General features: G+C 46.9%; 22 protein-coding genes. 5 read left to right on the forward strand and 17 right to left on the reverse strand.

Annotated features, from left to right (window positions below; genetic code table 11):
• Positions 1-25 precede the first annotated feature (25 nt).
• Complete coding sequence (locus C9J01_RS13275) at positions 26-1,408, reverse strand: response regulator (RefSeq protein ID WP_107298631.1); 1,383 nt, start codon at positions 1,406-1,408, stop codon at positions 26-28.
• 156 nt (positions 1,409-1,564) lie between these two features.
• On the reverse strand, positions 1,565-2,887 hold the full coding sequence (locus tag C9J01_RS13280) for a Na+/H+ antiporter family protein (protein ID WP_107298632.1): 1,323 nt from the start codon (positions 2,885-2,887) through the stop codon (positions 1,565-1,567).
• 316 nt (positions 2,888-3,203) lie between these two features.
• Between C9J01_RS13280 and C9J01_RS13285 the strand changes: the two genes are divergently transcribed.
• Positions 3,204-3,809 (forward strand): peroxiredoxin C, encoded by a 606-nt coding sequence (locus tag C9J01_RS13285; protein ID WP_107298633.1) that lies wholly within the window; start codon positions 3,204-3,206, stop codon positions 3,807-3,809.
• Positions 3,810-3,904: 95 nt separating this feature from the next.
• On the opposite strand, the gene C9J01_RS13290 is transcribed toward C9J01_RS13285, so the two are convergent.
• The 3 genes from C9J01_RS13290 to rnt all read right to left on the reverse strand — a co-directional run bounded on the left by C9J01_RS13290 (position 3,905) and on the right by rnt (position 8,653).
• On the reverse strand, positions 3,905-6,310 hold the full coding sequence (locus tag C9J01_RS13290; protein ID WP_107298634.1) for a VolA/Pla-1 family phospholipase: 2,406 nt from the start codon (positions 6,308-6,310) through the stop codon (positions 3,905-3,907).
• A gap of 40 nt (positions 6,311-6,350) precedes the next feature.
• The gene (locus C9J01_RS13295; RefSeq protein WP_419686913.1) at positions 6,351-7,571 is read right to left on the reverse strand and encodes an outer membrane protein transport protein; all 1,221 of its coding nucleotides are present in this window, start codon (positions 7,569-7,571) and stop codon (positions 6,351-6,353) included.
• Positions 7,572-7,984: 413 nt separating this feature from the next.
• Positions 7,985-8,653 carry a ribonuclease T gene (gene rnt, locus C9J01_RS13300; protein ID WP_107298687.1) on the reverse strand — a complete coding sequence of 223 codons (669 nt, stop codon included), beginning with the start codon at positions 8,651-8,653 and terminating at the stop codon, positions 7,985-7,987.
• Positions 8,654-8,896: 243 nt separating this feature from the next.
• On the opposite strand from rnt, the gene motY reads away from it, so the two are divergent.
• The 3 genes from motY (at position 8,897) to C9J01_RS13315 (ending at position 10,623) form a co-directional block, all read left to right on the forward strand.
• Positions 8,897-9,745, forward strand: a complete 849-nt coding sequence (gene motY / locus C9J01_RS13305; RefSeq protein ID WP_201797824.1) for a flagellar protein MotY — start codon at positions 8,897-8,899, stop codon at positions 9,743-9,745.
• Positions 9,746-9,822: 77 nt separating this feature from the next.
• Entirely contained in the window at positions 9,823-10,146 is a 324-nt protein-coding gene (locus C9J01_RS13310) for a hypothetical protein (RefSeq protein WP_107298637.1), read from the forward strand.
• A gap of 138 nt (positions 10,147-10,284) precedes the next feature.
• The gene (locus tag C9J01_RS13315; RefSeq protein ID WP_237156966.1) at positions 10,285-10,623 is read left to right on the forward strand and encodes a hypothetical protein; all 339 of its coding nucleotides are present in this window, start codon (positions 10,285-10,287) and stop codon (positions 10,621-10,623) included.
• A gap of 55 nt (positions 10,624-10,678) precedes the next feature.
• Here the strand turns inward: C9J01_RS13315 and C9J01_RS13320 are convergent, their stop codons facing one another.
• The 12 genes from C9J01_RS13320 to rsxA form a co-directional block, all read right to left on the reverse strand.
• Positions 10,679-12,070: a CehA/McbA family metallohydrolase gene (locus C9J01_RS13320; protein WP_146157079.1), complete on the reverse strand. Its 1,392-nt coding sequence runs from the start codon at positions 12,068-12,070 to the stop codon at positions 10,679-10,681.
• A 43-nt stretch (positions 12,071-12,113) separates the two neighbouring features.
• The gene (locus tag C9J01_RS13325; protein ID WP_107298639.1) at positions 12,114-12,974 is read right to left on the reverse strand and encodes an ABC transporter permease; all 861 of its coding nucleotides are present in this window, start codon (positions 12,972-12,974) and stop codon (positions 12,114-12,116) included.
• Between the two features lie 20 nt (positions 12,975-12,994).
• A complete protein-coding gene (locus C9J01_RS13330) occupies positions 12,995-14,119 on the reverse strand; it encodes an extracellular solute-binding protein (RefSeq protein WP_107298640.1) in 1,125 nt (374 codons plus the stop codon).
• A 23-nt stretch (positions 14,120-14,142) separates the two neighbouring features.
• Positions 14,143-15,099 carry an ABC transporter ATP-binding protein gene (locus tag C9J01_RS13335; protein WP_107298641.1) on the reverse strand — a complete coding sequence of 319 codons (957 nt, stop codon included), beginning with the start codon at positions 15,097-15,099 and terminating at the stop codon, positions 14,143-14,145.
• A 1-nt stretch (position 15,100) separates the two neighbouring features.
• Positions 15,101-15,943, reverse strand: coding sequence for an ABC transporter permease (locus tag C9J01_RS13340; RefSeq protein ID WP_107298642.1), 843 nt, complete (start codon positions 15,941-15,943; stop codon positions 15,101-15,103).
• A 454-nt stretch (positions 15,944-16,397) separates the two neighbouring features.
• Complete coding sequence (gene nth, locus C9J01_RS13345; protein WP_107298643.1) at positions 16,398-17,033, reverse strand: endonuclease III; 636 nt, start codon at positions 17,031-17,033, stop codon at positions 16,398-16,400.
• A 127-nt stretch (positions 17,034-17,160) separates the two neighbouring features.
• Positions 17,161-17,859: an electron transport complex subunit E gene (locus tag C9J01_RS13350; protein WP_107298644.1), complete on the reverse strand. Its 699-nt coding sequence runs from the start codon at positions 17,857-17,859 to the stop codon at positions 17,161-17,163.
• Entirely contained in the window at positions 17,859-18,491 is a 633-nt protein-coding gene (gene rsxG, locus C9J01_RS13355) for an electron transport complex subunit RsxG (RefSeq protein ID WP_107298645.1), read from the reverse strand. The genes C9J01_RS13350 and rsxG overlap by 1 nt, the downstream gene beginning before the upstream one ends.
• 10 nt (positions 18,492-18,501) lie before the next feature.
• Complete coding sequence (rsxD, locus tag C9J01_RS13360) at positions 18,502-19,548, reverse strand: electron transport complex subunit RsxD (protein WP_107298646.1); 1,047 nt, start codon at positions 19,546-19,548, stop codon at positions 18,502-18,504.
• A 2-nt stretch (positions 19,549-19,550) separates the two neighbouring features.
• Complete coding sequence (rsxC, locus tag C9J01_RS13365) at positions 19,551-22,052, reverse strand: electron transport complex subunit RsxC (RefSeq protein ID WP_107298647.1); 2,502 nt, start codon at positions 22,050-22,052, stop codon at positions 19,551-19,553.
• Position 22,053: 1 nt separating this feature from the next.
• A complete protein-coding gene (rsxB, locus tag C9J01_RS13370) occupies positions 22,054-22,635 on the reverse strand; it encodes an electron transport complex subunit RsxB (RefSeq protein WP_107298648.1) in 582 nt (193 codons plus the stop codon).
• 1 nt (position 22,636) lies between these two features.
• Positions 22,637-23,218, reverse strand: a complete 582-nt coding sequence (gene rsxA, locus C9J01_RS13375; RefSeq protein ID WP_107298649.1) for an electron transport complex subunit RsxA — start codon at positions 23,216-23,218, stop codon at positions 22,637-22,639.
• 861 nt (positions 23,219-24,079) lie between these two features.
• On the opposite strand from rsxA, the gene uvrB reads away from it, so the two are divergent.
• A complete protein-coding gene (gene uvrB / locus C9J01_RS13380; protein WP_107298650.1) occupies positions 24,080-26,116 on the forward strand; it encodes an excinuclease ABC subunit UvrB in 2,037 nt (678 codons plus the stop codon).
• Positions 26,117-26,434: the final 318 nt, after the last annotated feature.

Below are 26,434 nucleotides of genomic sequence, written 5' to 3' on the forward strand. Positions count from 1 at the left end.
CGCGGGTTATGGGCTAAGCGTACACCTAATTGGTTTCGTCGAGCACAATGCTGCCTTTAGGTTTTTCCGTATTGCTATCAACCGTGTTCTTTTGGTTTTGGTTGGCTTCATATAAGCCATTCAAAGCAATATCTTGAAGGTTGGCTAAGCCTTCACTAACGGGTGCTTGAGTTTTTTCGCTAAGTTGTTGGTAACGAGAAAAGTTGTTTTTATCCCCCAACCGGCTATACGCCCAACAAAGGAGATAAATGGTTTCGAAATCGACGACTTCCTTATCTTCAACCAAGGTAAGGATATGCTGAGCTTTATCGTTATCCTCATTAAGTAAGGCTTGGATCGCCAAGAGTGCTTTTTGAGGGCCTTTTCCCCGCAACCGACTTTTTGGATCATTACACAGACGGCTCCAAGCACCATCTAGTCGCCAGTTCTTTAAGGCGCTACTATCGTTTTTGCGCTGGAGTGCCATCAGGTCGGCAAACAGAATCATGCCCCGGCGCCCTGGCGTATCCCACATTGAATGGGGCAGCAGTTGCGCCGTTTTAATAAGCTGAGGGATCGCTTTTTCCAAATCGAGGTGAATAAGGTGAACCCAGGCGAGGGTCAGGGTTTGCTCGATATTGCCGCTGTGTAACTGAATATGCTGAAGAATAGACTCTTCGGCTTCCTCCCATTGTTCGGTAAAGGTACAGATAGTCGTTTTTAGTTTGAGCAAGCGGACATTGAACGGGTTGAAACGGATTAACTTGTTTACTTGTTCTAAAGCTTGTTGATAGTTTTTCTGCGCAACCAGTATTTCGGTTTGTTTCACTTTGGCTTGCAGTACATCGTGGACCTGCAGCAAGCCGGCCAGCATAGCTTGGGCTTCTTCATATTGCTGCTGCTCGGTCAGCAAATCAGCCACATACAAGATGCCTCCTTTTAATGCGGCAGTATCTGGTGCTTTGGCAAATAGCGGCTTTACACTTGGAAGCCCATTGTTGGTATAAGCCTGATGCAATATGTCGCAGTACTCCCGTTTCTGCAAACCGGCAGTAACGCGCTTGATAATGTCTTCTGAGCGGATGGGTTTTATCAGGTAACCGTCAGGTTCATGTTGCGAATAGCCAAAGAAAACCTCTTGGCTGTCATTACCCGTCACGATAAAAACCAATGCCCGGCGGGAGAGTAAGTTTTTAAAATGGAGGTATTCAAGTAGCTGCAAGCCTGTACTGCCTGTGCCCAGGTTATGGTCGATGAGAATAATATCGAACTTACGTTTGCTGCAGGCCTGCACTGCACCTTTGGCATTCGCGGTACTGATGATGTTGTTCATCGGCACACCTAACTTCATGAGCAATGCACGGGTAGCACTTTGAATGATGTTGCTGTCATCAATGATAAGAAAAGAAGATTGCGCGATCCTGTCCATATATCATCCGTGATATAAAACACCTTGAATAACTATAGAACAGAAAATGTCTAAATAACCATTTAATTTGGTTAGGGTTATTGGGCGAAAAAAAGGCCAGCCGGTTAACCGGCTGGCCTATTCAGACTGAGGGCCTAATACCTGTTTAATTCTGTATTAAAGCACCATAGAGGCAATCCAGCCGAAGGCAATCAACGGCAGGTTATAGTGGATAAACGTTGGTACAACAGAATCCCACACGTGCTCGTGCTGTCCGTCTGCATTCAAGCCCGCTGTTGGGCCCAATGTAGAGTCAGAGGCTGGTGAACCTGCATCACCGAGTGCGGCTGCAGTACCCACTAGAGCAACAGTGGCTAGCGGGGAGAAACCGAACGTCAGGCATAGCGGTACATAAATTGTTGCAAGAATTGGGATAGTCGAGAACGAAGAACCGATACCCATAGTTACGAGCAGGCCCACAACCAACATCAACAGAGACGCGAGTGGCTTGTTATCACCAATGATATCGGCCAGTGAGTTAACCAGCGTCTCAACGCCGCCTGTTGCTTTCATCACTGAGGCAAAACCCGCCGCCGCAATCATGATAAAGCCAATCATCGCCATCATGTGCACACCTTTGGTGAATACATCATGGGTTTCCTTCCACTTGATCACGCCACCGAAGGTGAAGACCATGAAGCCGATCAGTCCGCCGACAATCATCGAGCCGCTGTACAGCTGAGCACCCAGTGCCGCTACGATAGCACCCACAGCAATGTAGACGTGCTGCAAGTTGATTGTTTTGTGTTCAGGCTCAGAAGCAAGAATTTTCTCTTCTGAGTATTCACGAGGCTTGCGGTAGGAGAAGAAAGTCGCCACCAGTAAACCGAAGATCATGCCTAGCGCAGGCAGCATCATAGCAACCGGTACTTGGCCTGCCGTCACGTCAAGGCCGTTGTCGTGCAGGTTCTTCAGAAGGATGTTGTTAAGGAAAATACCACCGAAGCCAACAGGCAGAACCATGTATGGTGTTACCAGACCGAATGTCAGCACACAGGCAATCAGACGGCGGTCAATTTTTAGCTTGGCGAAAACGTGAAGCAGGGGCGGGATCACAATTGGGATAAATGCAATGTGAACCGGGATCGCATTCTGAGAAGAAATGGCTAGAAGCACAAGAATGATTAAAACAGAATACTTTACGCCCGTGGCAGCGGCTGCATTGTCATGGCCGCTGATACGCTTGATCACTTTTTGTGCCAGGACATCAGTAATGCCTGAGCGTGAAATTGCTACGGCAAACGTACCTAGCATGGCATAGCTCAATGCCGTGGTGGCACCGCCACCCAAACCGCCTTCGAAAGCTGAAATGGTTTCCGAAAGTGGCATCCCGCCAATCAGGCCACCAATAATGGCACTGAAGGTAAGCGCTACTACAACGTTTACTCGCATTAATGCGAGTAAAAGCATAACGCATACCGATATAACTACTGGGTTCATAAACTTAAGATCCGTCCATTGTGTTATGTCGTGAATTGCTTGAAGCTTGCACCTTATGTGCAATGTTTCTTATTTGTTTTGGCTGCTTTGCTCAAAGGAAATCAATTTACAACATGTAGAATAAAAATTCATGTAGTGAAGGAATTTTCTTTTATTGTGCTGCATGTCTAAGCCTTGTTACATAACCCTGTCTATACTGGTTTTCGTCATTTTGGTATGAATATTCGGCAGTAGTACATAGGTATTACTGCGTGATCTTATCTTGGCTGAGTTTTATGCTACAAATTTAAGCCCAGCCGACAACATGGAGTTTGTTATGAGTGTTCTAGTTGGCCGCCCGGCCCCGGACTTTACTGCTGCTGCAGTGCTTGGCAACGGTGAAATTGTTGATGCCTTCAACCTACACAGCCATATTGCGGGCAAGCCTGCTGTGCTGTTCTTCTACCCGCTAGATTTCACCTTTGTATGCCCATCGGAACTGATCGCCTTTGACAAGCGTTTCGCTGACTTCCAGGCCAAGGGCGTTGAGGTGATCGGGGTATCTATTGATTCCCAGTTCTCGCACAATGCATGGCGTAATACAGCGGTTGAAGACGGTGGTATTGGCCCGGTTCAGTACCCGCTGATTGCTGATACCAAGCATGAAATCTGCCAGGCTTATGATGTTGAGCATCCAGAAGCGGGTGTTGCTTTCCGTGGTTCATTCCTGATTGATAAAGAAGGTGTGGTTCGCCATCAGGTTGTCAATGACCTGCCGCTAGGCCGTAATATCGACGAAATGCTACGTATGGTTGATGCCCTGCAGTTCCACGAAGAACACGGTGAAGTTTGCCCAGCTCAGTGGGAGAAAGGCAAAGAAGGTATGGATGCTTCACCACAAGGTGTCGCCGCGTACCTGTCTGAGCACACTGCAGACCTATAAGGTTTGTTGTGCTAGCTCACTGCTGCAAAGTTTGGTAGTGAGTAGAGATAAAAAGAAGGCTAGCCGAGAGGCTAGCCTTTTTGGGTTTAGGTTAGTTAAGGGGTTTCAGGTGCGATTAAGTGTGAATCTTGAACAGTTATTCCTTTACCTTGATATGCAGAGAATGTTGCTACTTGGCGCTGCGCTTCTTTGGTTGCAAGTGCGCTATCTTTCGATTGAATGGCTATCACTGAGCTATGTTCTGCATTTGAATTCGAGTTGAAACGAGCCGCATGCCTAACTTCTCCATCATTATATGTACTAAGATCAGCAAGCCCGAGTTGAGTAATGAGTGGTTCTGTCCCACCAATAACACCAAATTCAGAGGTTTGGTTTGGAATAACTTTATCTTTATATGCTTGCATCACATAGACCGAACCGTTTACACCGCTTGCAAGGTTATATGGGTCCACCGTATCTAATACTGTCTGGGCTGCATAGGCGAATTCAGCGAATGTGGTATCAATTTTTTCTTTGGCTGTATCATCTAAGCTTTCATAGAATGTCGTGAAGCAAGCGCCACCATTTTCAGACGTGCCACAAGCAGCTATGTATGTATTTTCTTTTGCGCCGATCATTAGTGAATGTTTGATAGTCGGACCAAAGGTATCAGACTCAAGCAGGAGGTAAGGGATCCCACCGCCTGGATTTGCAAATGCGCCGGAGGTAAAGTTGAACAGGATATCAGCTTTAGGGTCTCCGATTAGATCATTCCCTAAACGGTATGTACCAATACCTGTAATGGCTCCAAGAGAATGACCAAAAAAGCTGACATCTGATTTAATATTAAAGTCAGCAATATCTAATACATTTAAATCTTTAAATACATCCTTACCAGCAATCTTCATTAAAGCGAGAGTAGTGCGAAGGCTAAGTCCATCAATGATGCTTTGTCGGATATTGTCACGGGCAACATTGAGGTACTCCAAGTTCATGTAATAATCTGCTGTCTCTGGAGTCGTAATTATCTTGTCTGATAATGCTCGTTCACCATGAAGCGGATGATCAATTGCAATGATGGCTTTAGGTGAAGCGGCATCAGAAATATGTTGCTCACCAAATAAATAGGCAGTTTCTTTTACCGATGTAATACCATGTTGGTAAATAGTAACACCCGGGTTGGCAACATTTGGGACAATCAGTAAGAATGGGACTTCTTTTACCGCTTTAATCTGCGGCAGAGGGCTATATTGGGTAATGACACGCTCCTCATCTAACTGTGAGCCGTCGGCAAGAATAACTTTTAACCCAATTAATTTAATGAACTCTTTACTGTCACCTGATAATAACTTGGTAATGTCGATACCATCCAAGGATTCCAAGACAGCAGCTTTATCCACATCAGAGCCTTCGCTCATGATATATTTTATTTTTGCTAGGCTAGGTACAGCACTTTGCCAAGGTGTTTTTCTCCAAGCTTCATTACTAACGTTGTCTTCAAGGTAATAAGGAAGGTTAATATTTCCTTTATAAACTTTAATATTATTGGATGTATATTTACCTGCGAGGCCTTTCAATAAGGCTTCATTATCACCAAGTAGAGCTTTTAATGACGGATTATTAATGAAGAATGTTTCAATGTCTTCAACTTGAGTAATGCTAGCTTGGTAAAGTGAATCAAGGTTTAAGTTATTAGGATTTGCTTGCCCTTTCCAAACATCTCCAACCTTCCCGCCAGCTATAACAGTACCAATAGTTTCGGCGATGACGGCTTTGGTGGTATCGAGTACATCGCCAACTGAACCGGTAGTAAACCAACTTGAGTAAATGATAGAAGTGGGGTCTATCTCCTCAGCTTTGGCGACAGTATCTTCAATTATATGAGTGAATCCTTGTGGCTTAATTAAATCCTCAATTGGTGGATTAACTGTTGTTTTTAAGGCAGCATATGAATTAGACATACCAACCGGTTCACCATTGCTATCAACGAGAGTGTTGGTAACTGCAAACATGTAATCGGATTTAGGGTTCAATGGCTTATTCGGAAATATTATTAATTTTCCATTTTGGGTCATAACAGAGAAGTCTGGTGTAGAAGTATCATTTCTCAGGATTTTGACAACAGAAGGAGTGCCTTCTAAAGGGCTAGTAGTCTCTATTAGGTAGACAGCTCCTTGGGCACTTATAAGATTTAGCTCTCCGTTAAATGGGATTACAATTGGTTGCGACACACTCCAGCCGTCAGTTTTACCTAGGGCGGTAGCTGGATCATTTAAATTGGTTGAGTAAAATCTATCACCAACACTACCATCGGTGGATAGTGTGGCGTCGAAGGTATCCATTGCCATAAAAGTAGGAAGGATTGGAGCTGTTAATACATCAAATTTTAATTGAGTGTCAGCCTGAAGGCTCTTGATTATATGATCTTCGTAGCTGACTTTATTTTCAACTTTGGCGTCATTGCCACAGCCAGCTATTGACAGCGAGGCTACAATACTAAGTGCTAAAATACTTTTTTTCATAATGGTGTTCCCTTAACTGGAATTTGTTTTCCTACCGGAATCAGAAGATATAGTTAATCTGCGCAGAGGTTAGGTACGCATCATTTTCGGCATGGAAGGTCTCGCCACTTTCTTTGAAGCTATTGCTTTTGCCGTAAAGGTAGGTAAAGCCAAAGTCGAACGTCATCTGGCTACTGTAGTTGTAAGTAAAGCCCGCTGAGTACCAGTAACGGTCGGTATCAGGGATACTTAGGGTTGATTTGCCTGCTTGTTCATCGAAAGCAAAGCCGGCACGAAGGGTCCAGTCAGGGTTTAGGTTATAGGTTGCACCAATGGAATAGCGAAAGTTATCGTCAAAGTCTTCTTCTTTAAGCAGGCACTCATTGTTTTTACATTGTTCACTTGTGGCACGTAATTCTTCGAATTTGCTCCATTGGATCCATTGCACACCGTAGTGAACCGCCCATTGGTTGTTTAACTGATGGAAACCTCCTATCTCGGCAATGGCAGGGGTGACGACATTAAGTTTGCCGGGGACTGTACCTGGCTGTTTACTGTCTAAAAATGCACCAATATAGTCTGTGAAGTCACCATCGAATTTCAGTTCTACTTCCGATCGATAGCTTAGGCCAAAACGGTTGTTTTCATTCAGTTCATATAAAAAACCAATGTTCCAGCCCCAGTCAATGGTGTCGCCTTCTAGTTTTAATAAGTTGGCACTTGGATCAGTCATGTTTAACCCGCCCTGATGACGAATTAACTCCGCATCGGCGTAAACCATATTGATGCCAGCGCCAATACTGAAATTGTCATTAATCCGATATGCAATGTTTGGATTTAAATTTAGGGTCAGTAGATCGGTAGTACCAGCATCTAGGCCGTATGTAAAATCCGATGGATATTCAGTCGCAAAGCCATAATTGGTAAACATGGCCAAGCCCCAAGCGAATTTCTCGTTAATCGGTTGGATAAAGTACCCGGCAGGTACGATAGCAGTTGGTGCTACATCGGTAGCTTTTTCACCACTACTTTGTGCTGTCACATCGATTTGCGGGTCAATGTATGAAATTGCGCCAGAGAATTGCATGCGGTCGAACATCATCATCGCTGCTGGATTACGAGCGAGTACTGATGCATTGTCTGCAACAGCTACTTCCCCAGAGAATGCGCGCCCGAGGCCGGAGGCAGAATGCTCGTTGACTTGGAAACCGGCGGAATGGGCATTGATACTGAGTAGCGCTGCGGATACGGCGAGAGCCGTTAGAGTAATTTTCTTAGTCATTATTATGCGTGCCTTTTAGAGTTGGTTACATCTTGTTCTTCGATCCATGAATGAAAAACGCAAAAAGGTGTTACTGAACCATGGGGTTTCGGAAGGGGCCCTTAACGACAGGGGAACAGCAAATTTGTTCACACGAAGGAAGCGCAATAACGATAAAATAGCCATGGGTTATCGTTCATGCGGTGATACCACTTGAAACAATATGAAACAGTCAGCGCAGTATACGAGCGGAATTTAGAATTGTTAACCTAGTGTAACGTATTGTTTTTGAATAAAATGCCTAATTGAGCAATGTTTAATTAGACTGCGTTTAAAACAATCAATTAATTTAAGTCGGGTGTTTGAATGGAAGTGTGACCAAGCCCGTATTTAAAAGGCTTGGTCGGAGGTCTGATGAGTTGTTTTTGTTTGAATTATTCGGTGTCGGTACTAGCTTCTGTTTGATTTTCTACCAGCGGCCAACCACCTAACTTTTTCCATTTGTTAACAATCTCACAAAATAGTTCAGCCGTTCTTTCAGTGTCGTATAGCGCAGAATGGGCTTCTTTGTTGTCAAATTCGATCCCGGCAGTAGCACACGCTTTGGCTAACACGGTTTGGCCGAATGCCAAACCACTCAACGCTGCGGTGTCGAAGGTAGCAAAGGGGTGGAAGGGGTTGCGCTTTAGTTTTGCTCGTTCGGAAGCAGCCATAACAAAACTGTGGTCGAAGTTGGCGTTATGGGCCACCATGATGGCACGAGAGCAACCCGCCGCTTTTTGCTCTTTACGTATCTGCTTGTAGATTTCCTTCAGTGCGGCCTCTTCAGATACCGCTCCACGCAGTGGGCTAAACGGGTCACGAATGCCGTTGAACTCTAGCGCTTCTTTATGGATTACCGCACCCTCGAACGGGGCGACATGAAAATGCAGTGTCGTTGCCGGTTTCAGCCAGCCTTCTTCATCCATTTGTAGTGTCACTGCGCAGATTTCCAGCAATGCATCTGTCTTGGAGTTGAAGCCGGCAGTTTCTACGTCAATGACGACTGGGAAGTAGCCGCGAAAGCGACTTTTCAAAGTATTTAGTTCGTTATCTTGGCTCATAAAACGGCAAATCAATGTAAAATAGTCGGCCATTATGTCAGATTCGATCGATGAGCTAAACCTTTCCCTGTTCTGTAGTAAAATCGTGCAACAGAAAGGAGTGATTAAAGTTTTTCTGGCGATTTCCGATACAATATCGAGCCCCACATTTCTCACGCACTGGCAGGCAGTGTGAAGGGCAGGACTGCAACAACGGGTGGAACCATGGCAATCTCGAATATTCATATTTGCGCACTAGCATCAATGCTCGGTTTGGTGATGGCCAGTGCTGCGAGTGCAACGCCTGTTTATGTTGCCCAACCGTCGCAGTCGGTGTGGAAGGTGGCTGTTGATACGCCGCTTGAGTGTAGGATGCTTCATACTATCCCCAACTACGGTGAAGCCCAGTTTACTTCCAAGGCCAGCAAGAAGATTAACCTCGATTTTGAGCTGAAGATGCGCCGCCCGATGGGCGAGACCCGTAATGTTAACTTGGTCTCGATGCCTCCACGCTGGATGCCGGGTGATGCGGCGCAGCGCATCACTAACTTAACGTTCTTCAAGCAATTCGACGGCTATGTCGGCGGACAAACTGCTTGGGTGATGTTGTCTGAATTAGAAACCGGACGTTATCCAACTTTCAGTTACCAGGACTGGCAGCAGCAAAACAAACGTATCGATGTTTCTCTGTCATCGGTTGCATTCCAACCAGCTTATGATCAGTTCAGTCAGTGTCTGAATAACTTATTGCCATACAGTTTCGAAGATATCGCCTTTACGGTTCTCCATTACGATCAAGGCAGTGATCAGCTGAATAAATCCTCGCAGCAGCGTTTGGCCCAAATTTCTGATTTTGTTCGCTACAGTGATGATGTCGATTTGGTTCTGGTCGCGACCTATACCGATGGCCAAGGTGGTAAAACAGCTAACCAGGCATTGTCTGAGCGCCGGGCAGAGCGCCTTGAGGAATATTTCATGGCAATGGGGTTACCGGAAGACCGGATACAGGTTGAAGCTTATGGTGAGCGTCGGCCTGTGGCGGACAACAGCACACCAATTGGCCGTAATAAGAACCGCCGGGTGGTCATTTCACTAGGACGCACGATTATCTAGACAACGTGAAGTTAGGTTCGCGAATACGGATTACTTGACTAACTTTATAGGGTGTAGTCGAGCATAGGTTGTCCAATATGAAATCGTTGTTGTATGTTACGCTTTTCGCGGCTTCTCCTTTGTTTGTTCAGGACTGTTTTGCTAAAGACTGCGATCCCGTGGCCAAAGTCGATGGTGTGCCTTATGAGGTTAGTACGGGGAAAGCTGAATCAATGGGCTTGAACCGGGCTGAGTCTTTTACTGTTTACACTGTATCGGGAAAATCGAAATTAGATCAGTTGGTCGATAGTAAGCTCAAAGAGAAAAACATTGAATATTACTCTGTCGCCTATGTGGTGCCGCGGAGTTATGACAACAATTACCAAGCGATAGTGACAGGCTATTACGATAAAGTTGAGTAGCTGAATTTGTTGAAAAAAGGTGGCTTAGCCACCTTTTTTTATGCCTTTTACCGACCTATGAGTCTTATTTTTGAAGCGAAGGCTTTGCTTACAACAGACTAAATTTATTGGGAATAATAACTAAGCAAGGTGGTGGCTATGAAAAATATCCTATGGATTATGTTGTTTGGAGCTAGCGCAGCATTCGCTAGTAATGATGTTGTCGTGGATAGTACCGCAGAAAAAATTTCCGAAGAGCTTGCCGCTGAGGTGAAATCCCAGCGAATAACTTTAGATCAGGCTAAAGAAATGGACCTTAACCGCGCTGAAACCTATGAAGTGGTCAGTACAGTGAGTGCAGATAACTTGGAATTGCAGATCGCTGAAAAACTAAAAGAAAGCATCATGCCTTACTATTCCATCGAGTATAACGACCCAACCAGTGACAATGAGAGCTATGTGGCTACAGTCACCGAATACTTCGGTAAAGTCGAATAAAGCTCCATGACAGTTAGTTTAAGCTGAAAAATGCCCGCTTTAGCGGGCGTTTGTTTTATCTGTAGGTAGACTCTATTTGATGCTTCAGTGATAGCCAATCAAGAGGCATCTGCTTACGTTGGCCGCTGTAAACCGGGTTGAAGAATACCTTCAGGTTCCCTTCGCTATTGCGAGCCTCAATGCGGGCAACGTCACCTTCACAGAGTGTCAGGGTAAACCCTGCCTCTTGGTTCTCAACCTTGTCGACAACCTTGCCGTTGAGCAAAAGCTGCCAGCTCAGGCTTATCGGACAGGCACCATTGAATTGTATCGTGGTATTGGCTTTAACATCTTCCCCCCACATCAGAGGCTTACCAGAGTGCATCTCCGTTAGCTGGTACTCAACCTCACACTCTTTGGTTATAAAACTGTTTCCGTGTTTAAGTGCTTGTTTTACCGAAGAGGGACTCTTGGAATTTGCCCAAAAGTGGGTGATGGGTTTGCCGGGACGGATATATTCTGATCTTGCCTTGGCATGAAAATCACTGCCGCCAACAGCAAAAATACGGTAACCGTTGTTCCAAAGCACATCGAAGGCTTTGACGCTCCTGACATCATCAATACTTATTTTATCTTCACGATAGGGGCGGCAGACTTCCATCGTGTCGAACAGAGATAAATCAAAGTTGTATCTGGCGCCGGTGTGGGGGTTGAACGGATGGTTGAGTGAGATGAGCGCGCCTTGTTGTTTTGCCGCCTTGATGCACAGCTCAACACTTTCATGGACGGTGCTAGCACCTTTGGTAATTGAGTGGATATCCAGTGGCTCTGTTAGGCCGATGAAATTGATATGGCCGTTATCATCTAGCGTGAGTTCGGTGGAGTAGGTCGGCTGCTGGTCATCACGTAAAGATCGAACTACAAGGTTATGATCGGTGATTGTATAGAAATCAAGGCCACCTTGGCGACACAGTTCGTCAAGGTGCTCCAGTGATTCGTTGCCATCAGACACATAGGTGTGCATATGAAAATCCCCTTTGTGCCATTTGGGCGCGCTGCTCTTCACTGCGCCGGGGGAACTGCTGAAATCAAATGCCATATTGAAACTGTCAGCATGGATACCTGCTTGATGGAGTGACACCCTGCCATACCCGCTGAGCGGGTGGAAATGGGAAAATACCATTTCCCATTCCCCAGTCTCTTCTAACACAGGCAAATGAAAATGCGCCAATTTAGATTTGAAGGTGATTGCACAGGTAAACTGGCCCGATGGGCTATACAGGCTGACAAGCACATGCTCAAACGGAACTTCAATCAATTCGATATTTAACGGGTGTCCGGCTTTGGCATAAAACCGGTAGGCCATCGATTTTGGGGCAAATGGCCCGAGGTTGTTCCTGATCGTTTCAGGGGCACTGAATCGAACGTCAACGGTGAGAGGTAGGGCCGGTGCTGTCACGGTATTCATAAGGTGGTCCATCAATCTTCAATATTATTGGCAACAAGGGTGATTAACTGAACGTGCTTTTCTTGTCGTTGAACATGATGCGGATATATAGGGCACCTACGACAGATGAGATAGCAAAGATAATGACCGAGAGCGCGGCTGCACGAGAGTAGTCCTGATAGACAGAGAATTCCTGGAACAGGTTAACCCCAAGCATTTTCACCGCATTTTCACCCATCAGGAATGGGGTAGTGAATGCGCCCATGGTGCTGATGAAGACGAATGTAGCTGCCAAGTAGATAGTATTCTTGATATGCGGGATCACAATCTTGAATAAGATATCCAGGTTCTTAAGGCCGATGTCGCGGCCCGAATCTATTTGGTTGTTGCTGATTTTGTATAGCGCGCTCATGAGCAATAAGGTGGCAAAAGGAATGTTGAACCATAGGTTCATGATAATGATCCCGGTATCGGTATGGAGCAATTGCGGCAGGAACCGTTCACCGGTGATTTGGTAGCTGATACGTGTAAGGCCACCGCCGTTGCGGATGACTGACATAAAAGCAAAGACGGCAATGACCCCCGGGACAAATTTGGGTAATAAGATGATCTTGCCAATCCAAAATGCATTCTTGGAAGAGGAGAAACGCAGGTAGACGGATAAAATCAGGGCGAACAGGATGGTTAGTGCAACCGTCCATAATACAATCGAGACGGTATAACGGATATTGGTCTGCACATTGCTATCAGTCAACAGGCTGATGTAGGTATCAAAACTGTAGCCGCCAGCTCCGTCCGAGAGGCTGGTGACAAAAGAGGAAAATACGGGATAGGCGACAAAGCATAACAAAATGGCCATTGCTGGCATCATTAGACATATTCCCAGTACTGCTTGTTTGTCAATTTTCTTCATTAGCTTATTCATGTCACATATCCCGATTGTTATTACTTGCTTAGAACAGCAATTTTGTTTGCCCACTGGCGCTTAAGTTGGTTTTCAAGGTTGCCCAGTGAGTAAGTGCGGTATTCACTGACTTCTAACCCGCTCAGTGAGTTAACGACGTCTTCATCTAGCTCGGAGTTAGCAATAACCGGAATGGCTTTTTGTTCTTTTACGAACAGGTTTTGCGCCTGTGCAGACACCACGTAGTCAACAAACTGCTTGGCAGCCCCTTGCTTGGTAGAGTCTTGCGGGATAGCGATAGAAACTAGGCTACCTGTGAAAGCGGGTTCTAGCTGGGTGATGGCAATAGTGTCAGGGATCAAACCACGTGACTTTTGGTCCAGTACCATATCTGCCCACATCGGTGTCATGTCAATCTCACCGATGGCCAGTAGGTCGAGCGCGCCTTGGTTTTTGAACGGGTAGTGGATACGGTTGGCTGTTTGGTACATGAACGGGTGCAGCTCTTCCAGCAGTTCGAAGCCCTGTGACCATTGCTTTGACCATTTCTCGTCACTGGAGGTCATCGCTTCTGTTGGTAACTGGTTGTATACCGAGCTAACAAGGAATGAATCACAAGCGCCGCCAGTACCCGGCTCACAGTAGCCGAAGCGTTGCGGGTTTTCTTTTATCCACTCGTACAGTTCTGCCGATGTTGTCGGGACATTTTTGACATCTTCTTGGTTGTAGGCAAGAACGACGGTTGTGCCACGGTAAGGGACGGAATAGCCCTTAGAGCCAGCGTTATCGGCAATCACGTTTTTCAGATTGGGGATAGACGCTTCGTCCATTTTGACTAGTGCTTTCGTTCCGGCTTGGGACAGGATGTTGTTTAGCTCCGACTGGTTCACTTCTAGGATGTCGATACCTGAGCTACGTCCTGCTTTGTGGGATGCAATCAGACGGTCAGCCCCCACCATTCCGCCGGTACCTGAAGGCAAGAACTCAAGGTTTACCTTGATATTCGGGTGGCTCTTTTCGAAATCTTGGATCACTTTGTCCCAAGTCGACTTAACATTGTCAGAGCCGCCAGAGTATAGGTTGATGGTTTCAACATTGCTCGCAAAAGAAGCGCCAGAAGCTAGCAGGCTGATAGCGACTGCCAAGCGAGAGACGGTAGATTTCATCGGAATATTCCCTTAGGTATCGATTAAATTGACATTGAGTTATGAATTTTCAGACCAACGGTTTCATTGGTTTGAAGGTTCGGATATTCGTTGGAGGTCATGGCCACACGAATTTCGCCGTATTGGGTGTCGAGGATTAGCTTTGAAAATAAGCCGAATGACATTTTTGACTGCACCACACCGGTAAAGTCATAGTTTTCCTCGGTAACTGAAATGTGTTCGGGCCTGAAGGCAATGGTTTCGGTGCCTTTTTCGATGAAGTTCATTTCACCGATAAACTCTGCAACGAAGCGGGTTTTCGGCTGATGGTAGATTTCATCAGGGGTGCCGACCTGCTCGATGTTGCCCTTGTTCATCACGATGATCCGGTCAGATAGGCTGAGTGCTTCCTCTTGATCGTGGGTCACGAACAAGATAGTAATACCGAGCTGGTGCTGGATCTTACGTAGCTCTTCACGCATGTAACGGCGGATCTTGGCATCGAGTGCCGAGAATGGCTCGTCCATCAGCAAGACCTTGGGTTTGAGCAGCAGCGAACGGGCAATAGCTACACGTTGCTGCTGTCCACCTGACAGCTGATCCGGGTATTTGTTGATATGGTCGTCCATCTTAAGGATGGCAAGCATCTCTCTGACTTGGGCCTCGATTTCCAGCTTGTTGATTTTTCGGATCTTGAGCCCCAGTGCCAGGTTTTCGAATACCGTCATATGTGGCCAAAGGTTATAGCCCTGGAAGACCATGGAGGTTGGTCGCTCATCGGGGGTTAGCCCCGAAATGTCATGGCCATCGATAATGACCTCTCCCGAGTCGATATCGTTGAAACCGCCAATGGCACGCAGAACTGTAGTTTTGCCGCAGCCCGATGGGCCAAGTAAAGAGACGAGTTCACCGTCGCTAACATGGAAGTTGACACCTTTGACGCCATCGCCACTTGAGAAAACTTTCTTTAATTCATGAACTTTTAGTTTATGAGCAGGCATCTTATATCCCTTTACTTTCGAACATTGATTTGAAAAGAACACTGCGCTTGGCAATGAAATACACGGCGGTTAATAGCAGGATAATTGGCACGATATACACCATGGCAAATGCCGCTGCTGCAGGCATTGGTGTATCGAAGATAATGCCGTACATTGCTGTCGGTAGTGTTTTGTAGTTAGGCATACCAACAAGGAGCGTACCGGTTGACTCTTCCAACGACTCTAGGAAGGTAAAAATAGTGGCAACTGCAATCCCCGGCGATGCCAGCGGTAAGGTGACCCACCAGAAGGTTTGCAACCGGCTAGCACCGACATCTCGAGCAGCTTCTTCCTGTGCCCGCTGGATATTTTTGAATGCGGCACTGGTTATCCAAGTCATGATGGTTAATGAGTTGATGATGTGGATAATCATTACACCGGTAAGTGTGCCGATGAGGTCAAATTTATAGAACACAACACCGATGCTGATGTACAAACCCATTTTCGGGAACGCGTTCGATAGCAGGAACGAGAACAGAAAGAAGTGCTTGAAAGGGAAAGACAAGCGGGCTAACGCATAGGCTGCTGGTATACAGACGAGCAATGACAGTGCCGTTGAAACAATAGCGATCATATACGAGTTATAAAAGGCACTCGTCACGCCATCACGCTCGATAATAAACTGGAACCAACGCAGGGACATTTGCTCTGGAACGTAGTTTCGCTCGAATGCATTAAACCGAAAGGCTTCCATAACCATATTAGTCAGCGGACTAATAAAGAATACAACAAAGGAAATAAGCAGGAGTAACTCCAACCAGTTGGTGTTCCTTACGAAGTAAAGTGTTGCTCTATAAAATTTCATCGTGCCAGACCAAATAAAAAAGTTCGGCAATAATGACGGTGAAATATTTATTTTTTGCTACATCAAAATTAAGTTAATGTTCTAGTAAAATGACAGCTTCAGATCTAATGATGACTGGTATATTATATTTTGACCCTAAATCGTTGTTTTAATGTGTTTATTTGAGCTGTTGTTTTTGTCTTATGAACACGAAAAATATCTTGGTTGAAATGAATTTAATATTTTTCAAATTATTAAATTTAAATGAATGGTCTTTTTCATTTAATGATTTTTTTAGTAATTAATTAAATGTTCACGTTTATCTCATTGACTTTGTGCTTTTGAAATTTCTCTGCAATATTGTAATGTGCCAATTAAACATCAATTTAATATGATGATAGATGGGTTATGGGGAGTTTTTAATTAAAAATGCCAGCATGAAAGCTGGCATTGTTTTGAGCTTCTGAACGAGAATTTAAACTTCGGTCTTCTCTTTATATTCACAAAGGTCTTCAATAATACAGCTGCCACAACGTGGTTTTCGCGCCACACAGGTATAGCGTCCGTGTAGGATCAACCAGTGGTGGACATCGACCTTGAACTCTTTAGGCACAACCTTGAGCAGTTTCTCTTCAACCTGATCGACGTTTTTGCCCATGGCAAACTTGGTGCGGTTTGAGACCCGGAAAATATGGGTATCGACGGCAATGGTCGGCCAGCCAAAGGCGGTGTTGAGAACGACGTTGGCAGTCTTGCGTCCAACCCCCGGCAAGGCTTCTAGTGCTTCGCGGCTTTCAGGGACTTCGCCACCGTGTTTCTCAATCAGGATCTTACAGGTTTTAATGACGTTTTCGGCTTTTGAATTAAATAGGCCGATAGTCTTGATGTACTCTTTGACGCCATCCACACCGAGGTCGAACATAGTTTGTGGTGTATTGGCAACTGGGTAAAGCTTATCTGTGGCTTTGTTGACACTGACATCGGTTGCCTGCGCTGAGAGCAGGACTGCGATTAATAGCTCGAAGGGCGTGCTCCAGTTTAGCTCGGTTTCGGGGTGAGGGTTCTCCGCACGCAAACGTTCCAAGATCTGGACGCGTTTTTGATTATTCATACTAACTTCCGGCGTTGTCTACTCAGCAACACCAAGCATGAAAGGGGCGTTTGGCGTTGAATGAGTATATGTAATTATAGTTTTCTGTCCTGCTGGCGATCCCTCACCAGCAGTTTTATTCATTGTCTTAATTGGTAGTCGTGACTCGAACCCGTTCAATGGCAGGTTTGTCCTGCGACTTGGCGGCTTTCTGTTCACGTTTACTATCAATAGCATTTTTTAGGGCAATCATAAAGCCAACACCGATAAAGGCACCCGGTGGCAGGATGGCTAGCAGGAAGCTGCTGTCGAAACTGAACACTTCAATACGCAGTGACGCGGCCCAGTCACCAAGTAGACGGTCAGCGCCGTCAAACAGCGTACCGTTGCCCAGAATCTCTCGCATAGCACCTAGTACGACAAGGGCTGCCGTCATACCCATGCCCATCCATAATCCGTCCAGTAGGGCAGGGACAGGATCATTTTTAGAGGCAAAGGCTTCAGCACGGCCGATGATGATACAGTTGGTCACGATCAACGGGATGAAGATACCCAGTGATTGATACAAGCCATAGGTGTAGGCATTCATCAGCAACTGTACACAAGTTACCAGCGAGGCAATGATCATCACAAATACCGGGATTCGGATTTCTGATGGGACCCATTGCCTGACCAGTGAAACGATCAGGTTTGAGCCAACCAAAACGGCTGTGGTAGCCAATCCAAGACCAAGGGCATTGGTAACTGTCGCAGAAACAGCAAGTAGCGGGCATAGCCCCAGCAATTGAACGATTGCCGGGTTATTGTTCCACAAGCCATTTTTCATCAGTTCTTTATTCATCATCATTACTCACCCTGACAGTTCAGTGGCTGTTCGAATAGTCGCTGTTGGTTTGTCTGGTAATATAGCGATACGTTCTTTACCGCGCCCACAACGGCTCGCGGGGTTATCGTGGCACCGGTAAACTGGTCGAAATCACCGCCGTCCTTGCGTACCGCCCAGCGTGAGTCCTTATCGCCGTCAACACGTTTGCCAGTAAAGCTGTAAATCCAATCACTGATACGTGTTTCGATTTTGTCACCAAGACCTGGCGTTTCGCTATGGTTTAGGATACGAACGCCTGTTACCGTGCCTTCCAGATCGAGGCCGACAATAAGCTTGATAGCACCACTATAGCCATCCGGAGCAATAGCTTCGATAGCCATCCCCACTTTGTTGCCGTCTTTCTCGGCAATATAGGCTGGCATTGGGCTGTCGGTACCTAAATACTGTTCGCTGGTAATCAAGGTACAACTTTTATATAGCTCATTATCATGGCTCTCTGCCGGGATAACTTGATTAAGTACCTTGAGCAGTTCTTGCTGCTGCTGTTGCTCAATTCGCCCTGCTGTGAGCAGGTTAGTGACCGAAACTAAGCTGGTGGCCAGAATGGCAAAAATAGCCAGGATGCCACCATTTTTTTTCATTGCATTGATCATGGTTGCTTCCTTAGTGGCCGAAGGTGCGTGGTCGGGTGTAGTAGTCAATCAGCGGCACACACATGTTAGCAAGTAAGACGCTGAAGGCGACACCGTCAGGGAAGCCACCGAAGGTGCGGATCAAAAAGACCAACACACCGATCAAGGCACCGAAGATCAAGCGGCCTTTGACTGTCGTCGAGGCCGAGACGGGATCGGTCGCAATGAAAAAAGCACCTAGCATGGTCGCACCTGAGAACAGGTGGAACAGTGGTGAAGCGGTATTATCAGGGCTGATCATAAACGCGATGGTACTGATGACGAACAATGCACCGAGCATGCCTGCAGGGATATGCCACTGGATCACGCGCATTTTCAACATGGTCAGGCCACCGAGCAAAAAGCCGAGGTTGACCCACTCCCAACCGATCCCGCCAATTAGGCCAAAAACAGGGCCAGAAAGGATCTCTGTTGCGGTATGGCCTGTTGTCAGTGATGTTTTTAACGTATCAAGCGGTGTCGCCATCGTCACGCCGTCGACCGACATACGAAGCTGGTGAACGCTGAAACCGTCAGGGGTGAAGCCCGTTAGGATTGCTGTCACACTATCAAGTAGGCTAACAGGTTCAGCCGCCAATGATTGCGGTGGGAGCCAGGTGGTCATTTGCAGTGGGAATGAAATCAGCAGAACGACATAAGCCACCATGGCCGGGTTGAACAGGTTTTGTCCCAACCCCCCATAAAGGTGTTTGGCGATGACAATCGCAAATAGGCAGCCAATAACACTTATCCACCAAGGTGCTAGAGGTGGAATCGAAAGGCCAATCAATACACCAGTTAACAATGCGCTATTATCACGCAAATATGGCATCAAAGGGCGCTGGCGTAGTTTTAGAATCACAGCTTCTGTAGCCACACATAATGATGCAGCCAGTGCGATTTGGAGCAGCACGCCCCAACCAAAGAAGTACCATTGGGCGGCAACGCCCAAGCCAGTACAAAGGATAACAGTACGCATTAAGCTGCTGGTGCTTTTGCGACTGTGGGCATGGGGGGAGCTTGCAATATTAAAAGCCACAGTTAGTTTTCCTCATTATTTTCTTGTGCTTCTTTCGCAGCTTTGCGTGCCTTAGCGCGGGCAACGGCAGCAGCGACAGCGGCTTTCTTCGGATCAACGTCAGCGTCGTCAGTTTGTTCCGTCTTAGCTTCTTCAGCAGGCGCTTCAGCAGGCGCTTCAGCTTGTGCTTGCTGTGCAGCCTTGCGTGCCTTGGCGCGGGCAACGGCAGCAGCGACAGCAGCTTTCTTCGGATCAACCTCGGCTTCGTCGGTTTGCTCTGGCTTGTCTTCTTCAGCAGGGGCTTCGGTTTGTGCTTGCTGGGCAGCTTTGCGAGCCTTAGCGCGTGCAACGGCAGCAGCGACAGCGGCTTTCTTCGGATCAACCTCAGCCTCGTCAGCATGCTCTGGCTTGGCATCTTCAGCAGGAGCTTCAGCTTGTGCCTGTTGGGCAGCCTTGCGCGCTTTGGCGCGTGCAACAGCAGCAGCGACAGCGGCCTTCTTCGGATCAGCATCAGCTTGTGTTGCGGTATCTTCGGTTGGCTGTTCAGGCTCGCCACCTGACTCCTGTGCAGCTTTACGCGCTTTGGCACGAGCTATAGCGGCAGCGACAGCAGCTTTCTTTGGATCAGATTCTGCGCTGGCCGATTGTTCTTCCGTTGGCTCTGCGTTCACATCAGCTTGCTGAGCAGCCTTACGGGCCTTAGCGCGGGCAATGGCTGCAGCAACAGCGTCTTTTTTGCTATCAGCGCTTTGCTCTGTTTGATTTTCAGCGTCAGTTTCAGTCTGTTCGGCGAGCTTGGCAGCTTTGCGTTCACGGGCTTGGCGCTTGCGCTCTTCACGCAGTTTTGCCATTTCGCTGTTATCAGGCACAGCGCTAGTGATCTTAGGTACTGCATTTGAGGTGTTAGCCGCCTCTGCTTGTTTAGCCTTGGCACGGGCAATGGCTGCGGCTACAGCAGGTTTCTTATCTGCTGTTTCTGAGCTAGCAGCGGCTTGTTTTGCTTTGACTCGGGCAATGGCAGCAGCCACAGCATCATCACCACCTTTTGATGCCATATCCTTGCGACGGTCTTCGGCTGCTTTCTTAAAGCGGTTTTCTCGTGCAGCTTTGTCGCGCTCAAAACGGGCTTGCTTGGCTTCGAAGCGCTGTTTGGCACGTTCGGCATTCGCGGCTTCTTGCTGGTTAGCCCAAATTTCAGCTTTGGCTTTGCGGTAGTAGTTAACTAGCGGGATTTCACTAGGACAAACATAGGCACAAGCACCACATTCGATACAGTCGAATAGGTTGTACTCTTCACATTTGTCGTAGTCTTTGTCCTTGGCATACCACTGTAGCTGCTGTGGCAACAGAGAGGTTGGACAAGCATCAGCACAGGCGCTGCATCGGATACATGCCATTTCATGGGTATGAAGGGGCAACTCACGACGTTTCGGCGTCAGGATACAGTTAGTGATTTTGGTTATCGGCACATTGGCGTGCGGCAGGGTGAAGCCCATTAACGAGCCACCAATAATCACGCGCGGGTACTTGCGGTCCGGCTTGTAGCCGTAATTATCTAGCAAGTAGGAAATAGGTGTTCCTAAGCGGGCAAAAACGTTGCCACGTTGTTTGAAAGCCTCGCCGGTTAGGGTGACGACACGTTCAATCAGCGGCTCACCATCAATAATGGCGCGCTTGACCGCAAACGCGGTACCGACATTCTGTACCACAACGCCAACAGCCGATGAGCGTGATTGGCTTGGCACTTCACGGCCGGTCAGGAGTTTTACCAATTGCTTGGAGCTACCCGAAGGGTATTTGGTCGGTATCACGCGGATGATAATGTTGTCTTGTGCAGACACACATTTTTCCAATGCCTTGATAGCTTCCGGCTTGTTATCTTCAATACCGATCAGGGTTAGCTTCGGCTTGACGATATGGCGAAGGATCCTGATCCCCTCGATCACTTCTTCTGCGTAATCCTGCATCAGACGATCGTCGGCAGTAATGTAAGGCTCACACTCCGCGGCGTTGATGATCAGGATATCGGCTAATCCGAGGCTACCTTGCAGCTTACGACCGGTCGGGAAACCTGCACCACCAAGGCCGGCAATGCCGCTTAGGCGGATAGCATCGATGAGCTCGGCGGGTTCAAGGGATTCGTAGTCAGCAATCTTGTGCTGGGAGCCCCATTGGTCTTCGCCATCACTTTTGATAACAACGCTGAGATCACTCAAACCTGAAGGGTGGGCTGTGGTTCTCTGTTCAATGGCCGTGACGGTGCCTGATGTCGGCGCATGGACTGGCACACACATGCTCATGTCACTTTTGGTCAATGGCTGACCTTTCAGTACTTTGTCGCCAACACTGACCAAGATCTCGCCTTTGGTACCGATATGCTGCTTGAGCGGAAGTACCAATTCGTCGGGGACGCCTGCATGAGTGATCGCAGTACGGTTCGACAGGGTCTTGTTCTCGGCAGGATGGATACCGCCTGGGAAGTCCCACAGCTGACCTTGTTTGATTTGTTCAATAATAGACAGCATGTTACTTCACCGTGCTTTCATTGTTATCGGCTGGAATGTTCACAACGGGGATTTGGTTCAAATCCCATTGCCAGCTCTCAGGCGTTGTTTCTACCGGGATCATTTCAATACAATCGGTTGGGCAGGGCGCCACACAAAGATCACAACCGGTACACTCATCTTTTATGACGGTATGCAGGGCTTTAGTCCCCCCAACAATCGCATCAACAGGACAAGCTTGAATACATTTGGTGCAGCCAATACACATATCTTCATGAATAAAGGCGACTTTCTTGATGCTTTTCTCCGCATCGTGGGCAGATTCCTGAACCTCGACACCCATTAAATCAGCGAGCTTTTCGATGGTCTGCTGACCACCTGGAGGACATTTATTGATGTCATCTCCGTTAGCGATAGCTTCAGCGTAAGGGCGACAGCCAGGATAGCCACACTGTCCACACTGGGTCTGGGGTAAGATAGCGTCAATTTGCTCGACGATAGGATCGGCTTCGACCTTAAAACGGATCGATGCAAAGCCCAATATCAAACCGAAAATTGCGGCTAGGGCTGCAATGGCAATCACAGCAATGATTAATCCACTCATGTTACAGTTTCACCAATCCAGTAAAGCCCATAAAGGCAAGTGACATCAGACCTGCAGTGATCATCGCAATGGAAGCACCTTTAAACGGAGCTGGTACATCTGCTGCAGCAATACGTTCACGCATGGAAGCGAAAAGAATGAGGACTAAAGAGAAACCAGCAGCGGCACCGAAACCATAAATAACCGACTCAATGAAGTTGTGGCGCTCATTGATGTTGAGCAGGGCCACACCCAGAACGGCACAGTTTGAGGTGATCAGCGGTAGGAAGATGCCCAGCAAGCGGTATAGGGTCGGGCTCGTTTTGTGTACCACCATTTCTGTGAACTGTACAACTACCGCTATCACTAAGATAAAACTTAGCGTTCTAAGGTATTGGATACCTAGAGGTACGAGAATGTAGGTTTCGACTAAGTAAGCACACACTGACGCCAGTGTAAGCACAAAAGTGGTCGATAGCCCCATACCAATGGCCGTTTCCAGTTTTTTGGAAACCCCCATGAAGGGACAAAGTCCTAAAAATTTAACCAGTACAAAGTTGTTGACCAACACTGTACCTACGAGGAGGAGTAGGTATTCAGTCATACCGCCGTAATACTATTTGCAAAAGATCCTTATATTATCTTCCTTTGTTGCACCTATAACAACTCCCCTTGAGCAGGGTTTTTCTTCTTCGGCGACCTTTTCGCCATTCATTGCTGCAAAGTTAATGCAACTTAATGCGCCATTAACATTTTTGTCCACTCTGGTCGTTTAATTTATCCATGATGTAGCGTGGTTATTCTTGCCAGTATATCTGGACAAACATGCAAAGCATTACCGAAGAAAATGCCTGTTTAGTTACTTCTTGTTCGTTTTGTAACCAACCGCGTTTTGATACGTAGAAATTTGCTTCATTGGTCAATTTGGTACTAAAAAATAGCTTGATTTCCTTCAGCCCAGACAGCACAAGGGTTTAGCCCACTTATCCACGGAAACTGTGGATAACTATGTTGATGGATGCTTGGAAACTAAGGTTCTCGTTCATCTCTATGCCGTTGCGGTTAAAATGTGACCAAGATCGGATATGCAATAAACCACTGTTATAGGTGGGGTGTTAGAGGAGAAAAATGTGCTGGGGATTAAAGATAGAGTGATTACTTTAGAGATAAATTAGATGCAACTATGCTGTGAATTGATATAAATCAAAACTTGGATAAGTTGTGGAAAGTTTCCTCAAAAGCATATTTTGAAGAAAAGGAATTAAGGCCAAGCTGACCGGAAGGTAAACAACATAGAATTGTTGCGTGGGCGGTGATAATACGCGGCTAATCAGCGGTGGTCAAGATTTATTATTATGATTAAGGGCATTCTTGTTTGTCATTTCCGGTGAGGGTTATTGACATAACTTTCAGTCGTAGGACAATGGTCAGCATACTGATCATCTAACCAGTACGGTTTTATATTATGGAAAAACCTTCAAGTAAGACGTTTAAACTTGCTTCCCGCTATTCTCCTTCCGGTGACCAGCCAACGGCTATCAATCAGTTACTTGAAGGTTTGGATTCAGGGCTCGCTCACCAGACGTTGTTGGGCGCAACAGGTACCGGTAAAACATTCACGGTGGCCAATGTCATTGCCGAGGCGGATAGGCCGACACTTATCCTGGCGCCAAACAAAACATTGGCGGCACAGCTTTATGGCGAGATGAGGGAGTTTTTCCCTGAAAATGCGGTTGAATACTTTGTCTCCTACTATGACTACTATCAGCCGGAAGCCTACGTGCCGACCACAGATACCTTCATCGAAAAAGATGCGTCAGTGAATGCTCACATCGAGCAGATGCGCCTCTCTGCCACCAAGGCCTTGATGGAGCGTCGCGATGTAATCATTGTTGCATCGGTATCGGCGATATACGGTCTGGGTGATCCTGTTTCTTATCTCAAGATGATGTTGCACGTGCGCCGTGGTGATATTTTGGACCAACGTGATGTGTTGCGCCGCTTGGCTGAACTGCAATACACCCGAAATGATGTCGCTTTCGAGCGTGGTAATTTCCGGGTTAGGGGGGAAGTGATAGATATTTTCCCTGCTGAATCTGAAAAAGAAGCGGTAAGGATCGAGCTGTTTGATGATGAGGTGGATTGCATCAGTATGTTTGATCCGCTGACAGGGGCTATCCTGCAGCGGGATCTGCCCCGTTGCACTATCTATCCTAAAACCCACTACGTAACGCCCAGGGAGCGGGTGCTGGAAGCCATCGATGGCATTAAAGATGAGCTCGAAGGGCGTAAAAAGCAGTTGCTGGAAAACAACAAATTGGTTGAGGAGCAGCGTATTAGCCAGCGAACCCAGTTCGATATCGAGATGATGATGGAGCTGGGTTTTTGCTCGGGGATCGAAAACTATTCCCGTTACCTCAGTGGTCGTGCCGAGGGTGAGCCGCCACCAACCTTGTTTGACTACCTTCCACCAGATGGCCTGCTGATTATTGATGAGTCCCATGTCACCGTCTCACAAATCGGCGCCATGTATCGCGGTGACCGCTCGCGCAAGGAGAATCTGGTGGAATATGGTTTCCGCCTTCCTTCTGCATTGGATAATAGGCCGCTTAAGTTTGAAGAGTTTGAGTCTTTGGCACCGCAGACGCTGTATATCTCGGCAACGCCTGGCAAATATGAGATCGAGAAATCTGGTGGGGATATTGCAGAACAAGTAGTCAGGCCAACGGGCTTGCTGGATCCGCAAATTGAAGTGCGTCCAGTTGCGACTCAGGTCGATGATCTCCTGTCGGAGATCAGGATCCGCGAGGCCAAACAAGAGAGGGTATTGGTCACAACCCTGACCAAGCGCATGGCAGAAGATCTCACTGAGTACCTGACTGAGCATGATGTAAGAGTGCGCTACCTGCACTCGGATGTCGATACAGTAGAGCGGGTTGAGATTATTCGTGATCTGCGCTTGGGCGAGTTCGACGTACTGGTTGGGATCAACTTGCTTCGTGAGGGCTTGGATATGCCAGAAGTGTCGCTGGTGGCGATCCTTGATGCAGATAAAGAAGGTTTCTTGCGCTCAGAGCGTTCATTGATCCAGACCATAGGCCGAGCAGCCCGTAACCTAGAAGGTAGGGCGATCCTCTATGCCGATAGGATCACCGGGTCAATGGAGCGGGCGATGAATGAGACCGAGCGTCGTCGTGAAAAGCAGATCGCCCATAACGAAAAAAATGGCATTGTGCCTAAAGCGCTCGAGACTAAAGTGTCGGATATCATGGAGCTTGGTGCGCCCGGTAAAGGTAATAAAGCCAACCGAGCAGCACAGCTTCATAAAGTGGCCGAGAAGAAAGGGACTTATACCACAATGTCTCCACAAGAATTGGAGACTGAAATCCTACGGCTTGAAAAAGACATGTACGATGCTGCCCAGAACCTGGAGTTTGAAACAGCGGCGGAGCTTAGGGATAAAATTCACACATTGCGAGAGCAATTTATTGCTAACAGCTAATCAGAGCCTGTGCATTTTGGCAACGTGGTAAATCGCAGGCAAAAAAAAAGCCAACCGATAATAGGTTCGGTTGGCGTCATTGTTTTAGTGAAATAATTCCACAAACAACGTCAGTTGGCTAGGTTGACTCTCAGGAAGAGTCAATTTTATTAAAGCAGTATGCGTGCCAACTTTTTATAGTCCTCTTTAGTTGTACTTTTTTAGGGGGTTAACAGCAAAATTAGCCGTCTATAGTAATTATTTGTGGACAGTAATTTGCATTTTGCAAACCAATGTGCGATTCATAATGCTAATAGCATGATGCTTGGCTATATTTAA

The sequence above is a fragment of the Photobacterium rosenbergii genome, assembly GCF_003026455.1.
Lineage (GTDB): Bacteria > Pseudomonadota > Gammaproteobacteria > Enterobacterales > Vibrionaceae > Photobacterium > Photobacterium rosenbergii.

Coding starts and splice junctions, on each gene's coding strand:
- C9J01_RS13275 (WP_107298631.1), bottom strand. CDS start 1,408: ATGGACAGGATCGCGCAATCTTCTTTTCTTATCATTGATGACAGCAAC.
- C9J01_RS13280 (WP_107298632.1), bottom strand. CDS start 2,887: ATGAACCCAGTAGTTATATCGGTATGCGTTATGCTTTTACTCGCATTA.
- C9J01_RS13285 (WP_107298633.1), top strand. CDS start 3,204: ATGAGTGTTCTAGTTGGCCGCCCGGCCCCGGACTTTACTGCTGCTGCA.
- C9J01_RS13290 (WP_107298634.1), bottom strand. CDS start 6,310: ATGAAAAAAAGTATTTTAGCACTTAGTATTGTAGCCTCGCTGTCAATA.
- C9J01_RS13295 (WP_419686913.1), bottom strand. CDS start 7,571: ATGACTAAGAAAATTACTCTAACGGCTCTCGCCGTATCCGCAGCGCTA.
- rnt (WP_107298687.1), bottom strand. CDS start 8,653: ATGAGCCAAGATAACGAACTAAATACTTTGAAAAGTCGCTTTCGCGGC.
- motY (WP_201797824.1), top strand. CDS start 8,897: ATGCTCGGTTTGGTGATGGCCAGTGCTGCGAGTGCAACGCCTGTTTAT.
- C9J01_RS13310 (WP_107298637.1), top strand. CDS start 9,823: ATGAAATCGTTGTTGTATGTTACGCTTTTCGCGGCTTCTCCTTTGTTT.
- C9J01_RS13315 (WP_237156966.1), top strand. CDS start 10,285: ATGAAAAATATCCTATGGATTATGTTGTTTGGAGCTAGCGCAGCATTC.
- C9J01_RS13320 (WP_146157079.1), bottom strand. CDS start 12,070: ATGAATACCGTGACAGCACCGGCCCTACCTCTCACCGTTGACGTTCGA.
- C9J01_RS13325 (WP_107298639.1), bottom strand. CDS start 12,974: ATGAATAAGCTAATGAAGAAAATTGACAAACAAGCAGTACTGGGAATA.
- C9J01_RS13330 (WP_107298640.1), bottom strand. CDS start 14,119: ATGAAATCTACCGTCTCTCGCTTGGCAGTCGCTATCAGCCTGCTAGCT.
- C9J01_RS13335 (WP_107298641.1), bottom strand. CDS start 15,099: ATGCCTGCTCATAAACTAAAAGTTCATGAATTAAAGAAAGTTTTCTCA.
- C9J01_RS13340 (WP_107298642.1), bottom strand. CDS start 15,943: ATGAAATTTTATAGAGCAACACTTTACTTCGTAAGGAACACCAACTGG.
- nth (WP_107298643.1), bottom strand. CDS start 17,033: ATGAATAATCAAAAACGCGTCCAGATCTTGGAACGTTTGCGTGCGGAG.
- C9J01_RS13350 (WP_107298644.1), bottom strand. CDS start 17,859: ATGATGATGAATAAAGAACTGATGAAAAATGGCTTGTGGAACAATAAC.
- rsxG (WP_107298645.1), bottom strand. CDS start 18,491: ATGATCAATGCAATGAAAAAAAATGGTGGCATCCTGGCTATTTTTGCC.
- rsxC (WP_107298647.1), bottom strand. CDS start 22,052: ATGCTGTCTATTATTGAACAAATCAAACAAGGTCAGCTGTGGGACTTC.
- rsxB (WP_107298648.1), bottom strand. CDS start 22,635: ATGAGTGGATTAATCATTGCTGTGATTGCCATTGCAGCCCTAGCCGCA.
- rsxA (WP_107298649.1), bottom strand. CDS start 23,218: ATGACTGAATACCTACTCCTCCTCGTAGGTACAGTGTTGGTCAACAAC.
- uvrB (WP_107298650.1), top strand. CDS start 24,080: ATGGAAAAACCTTCAAGTAAGACGTTTAAACTTGCTTCCCGCTATTCT.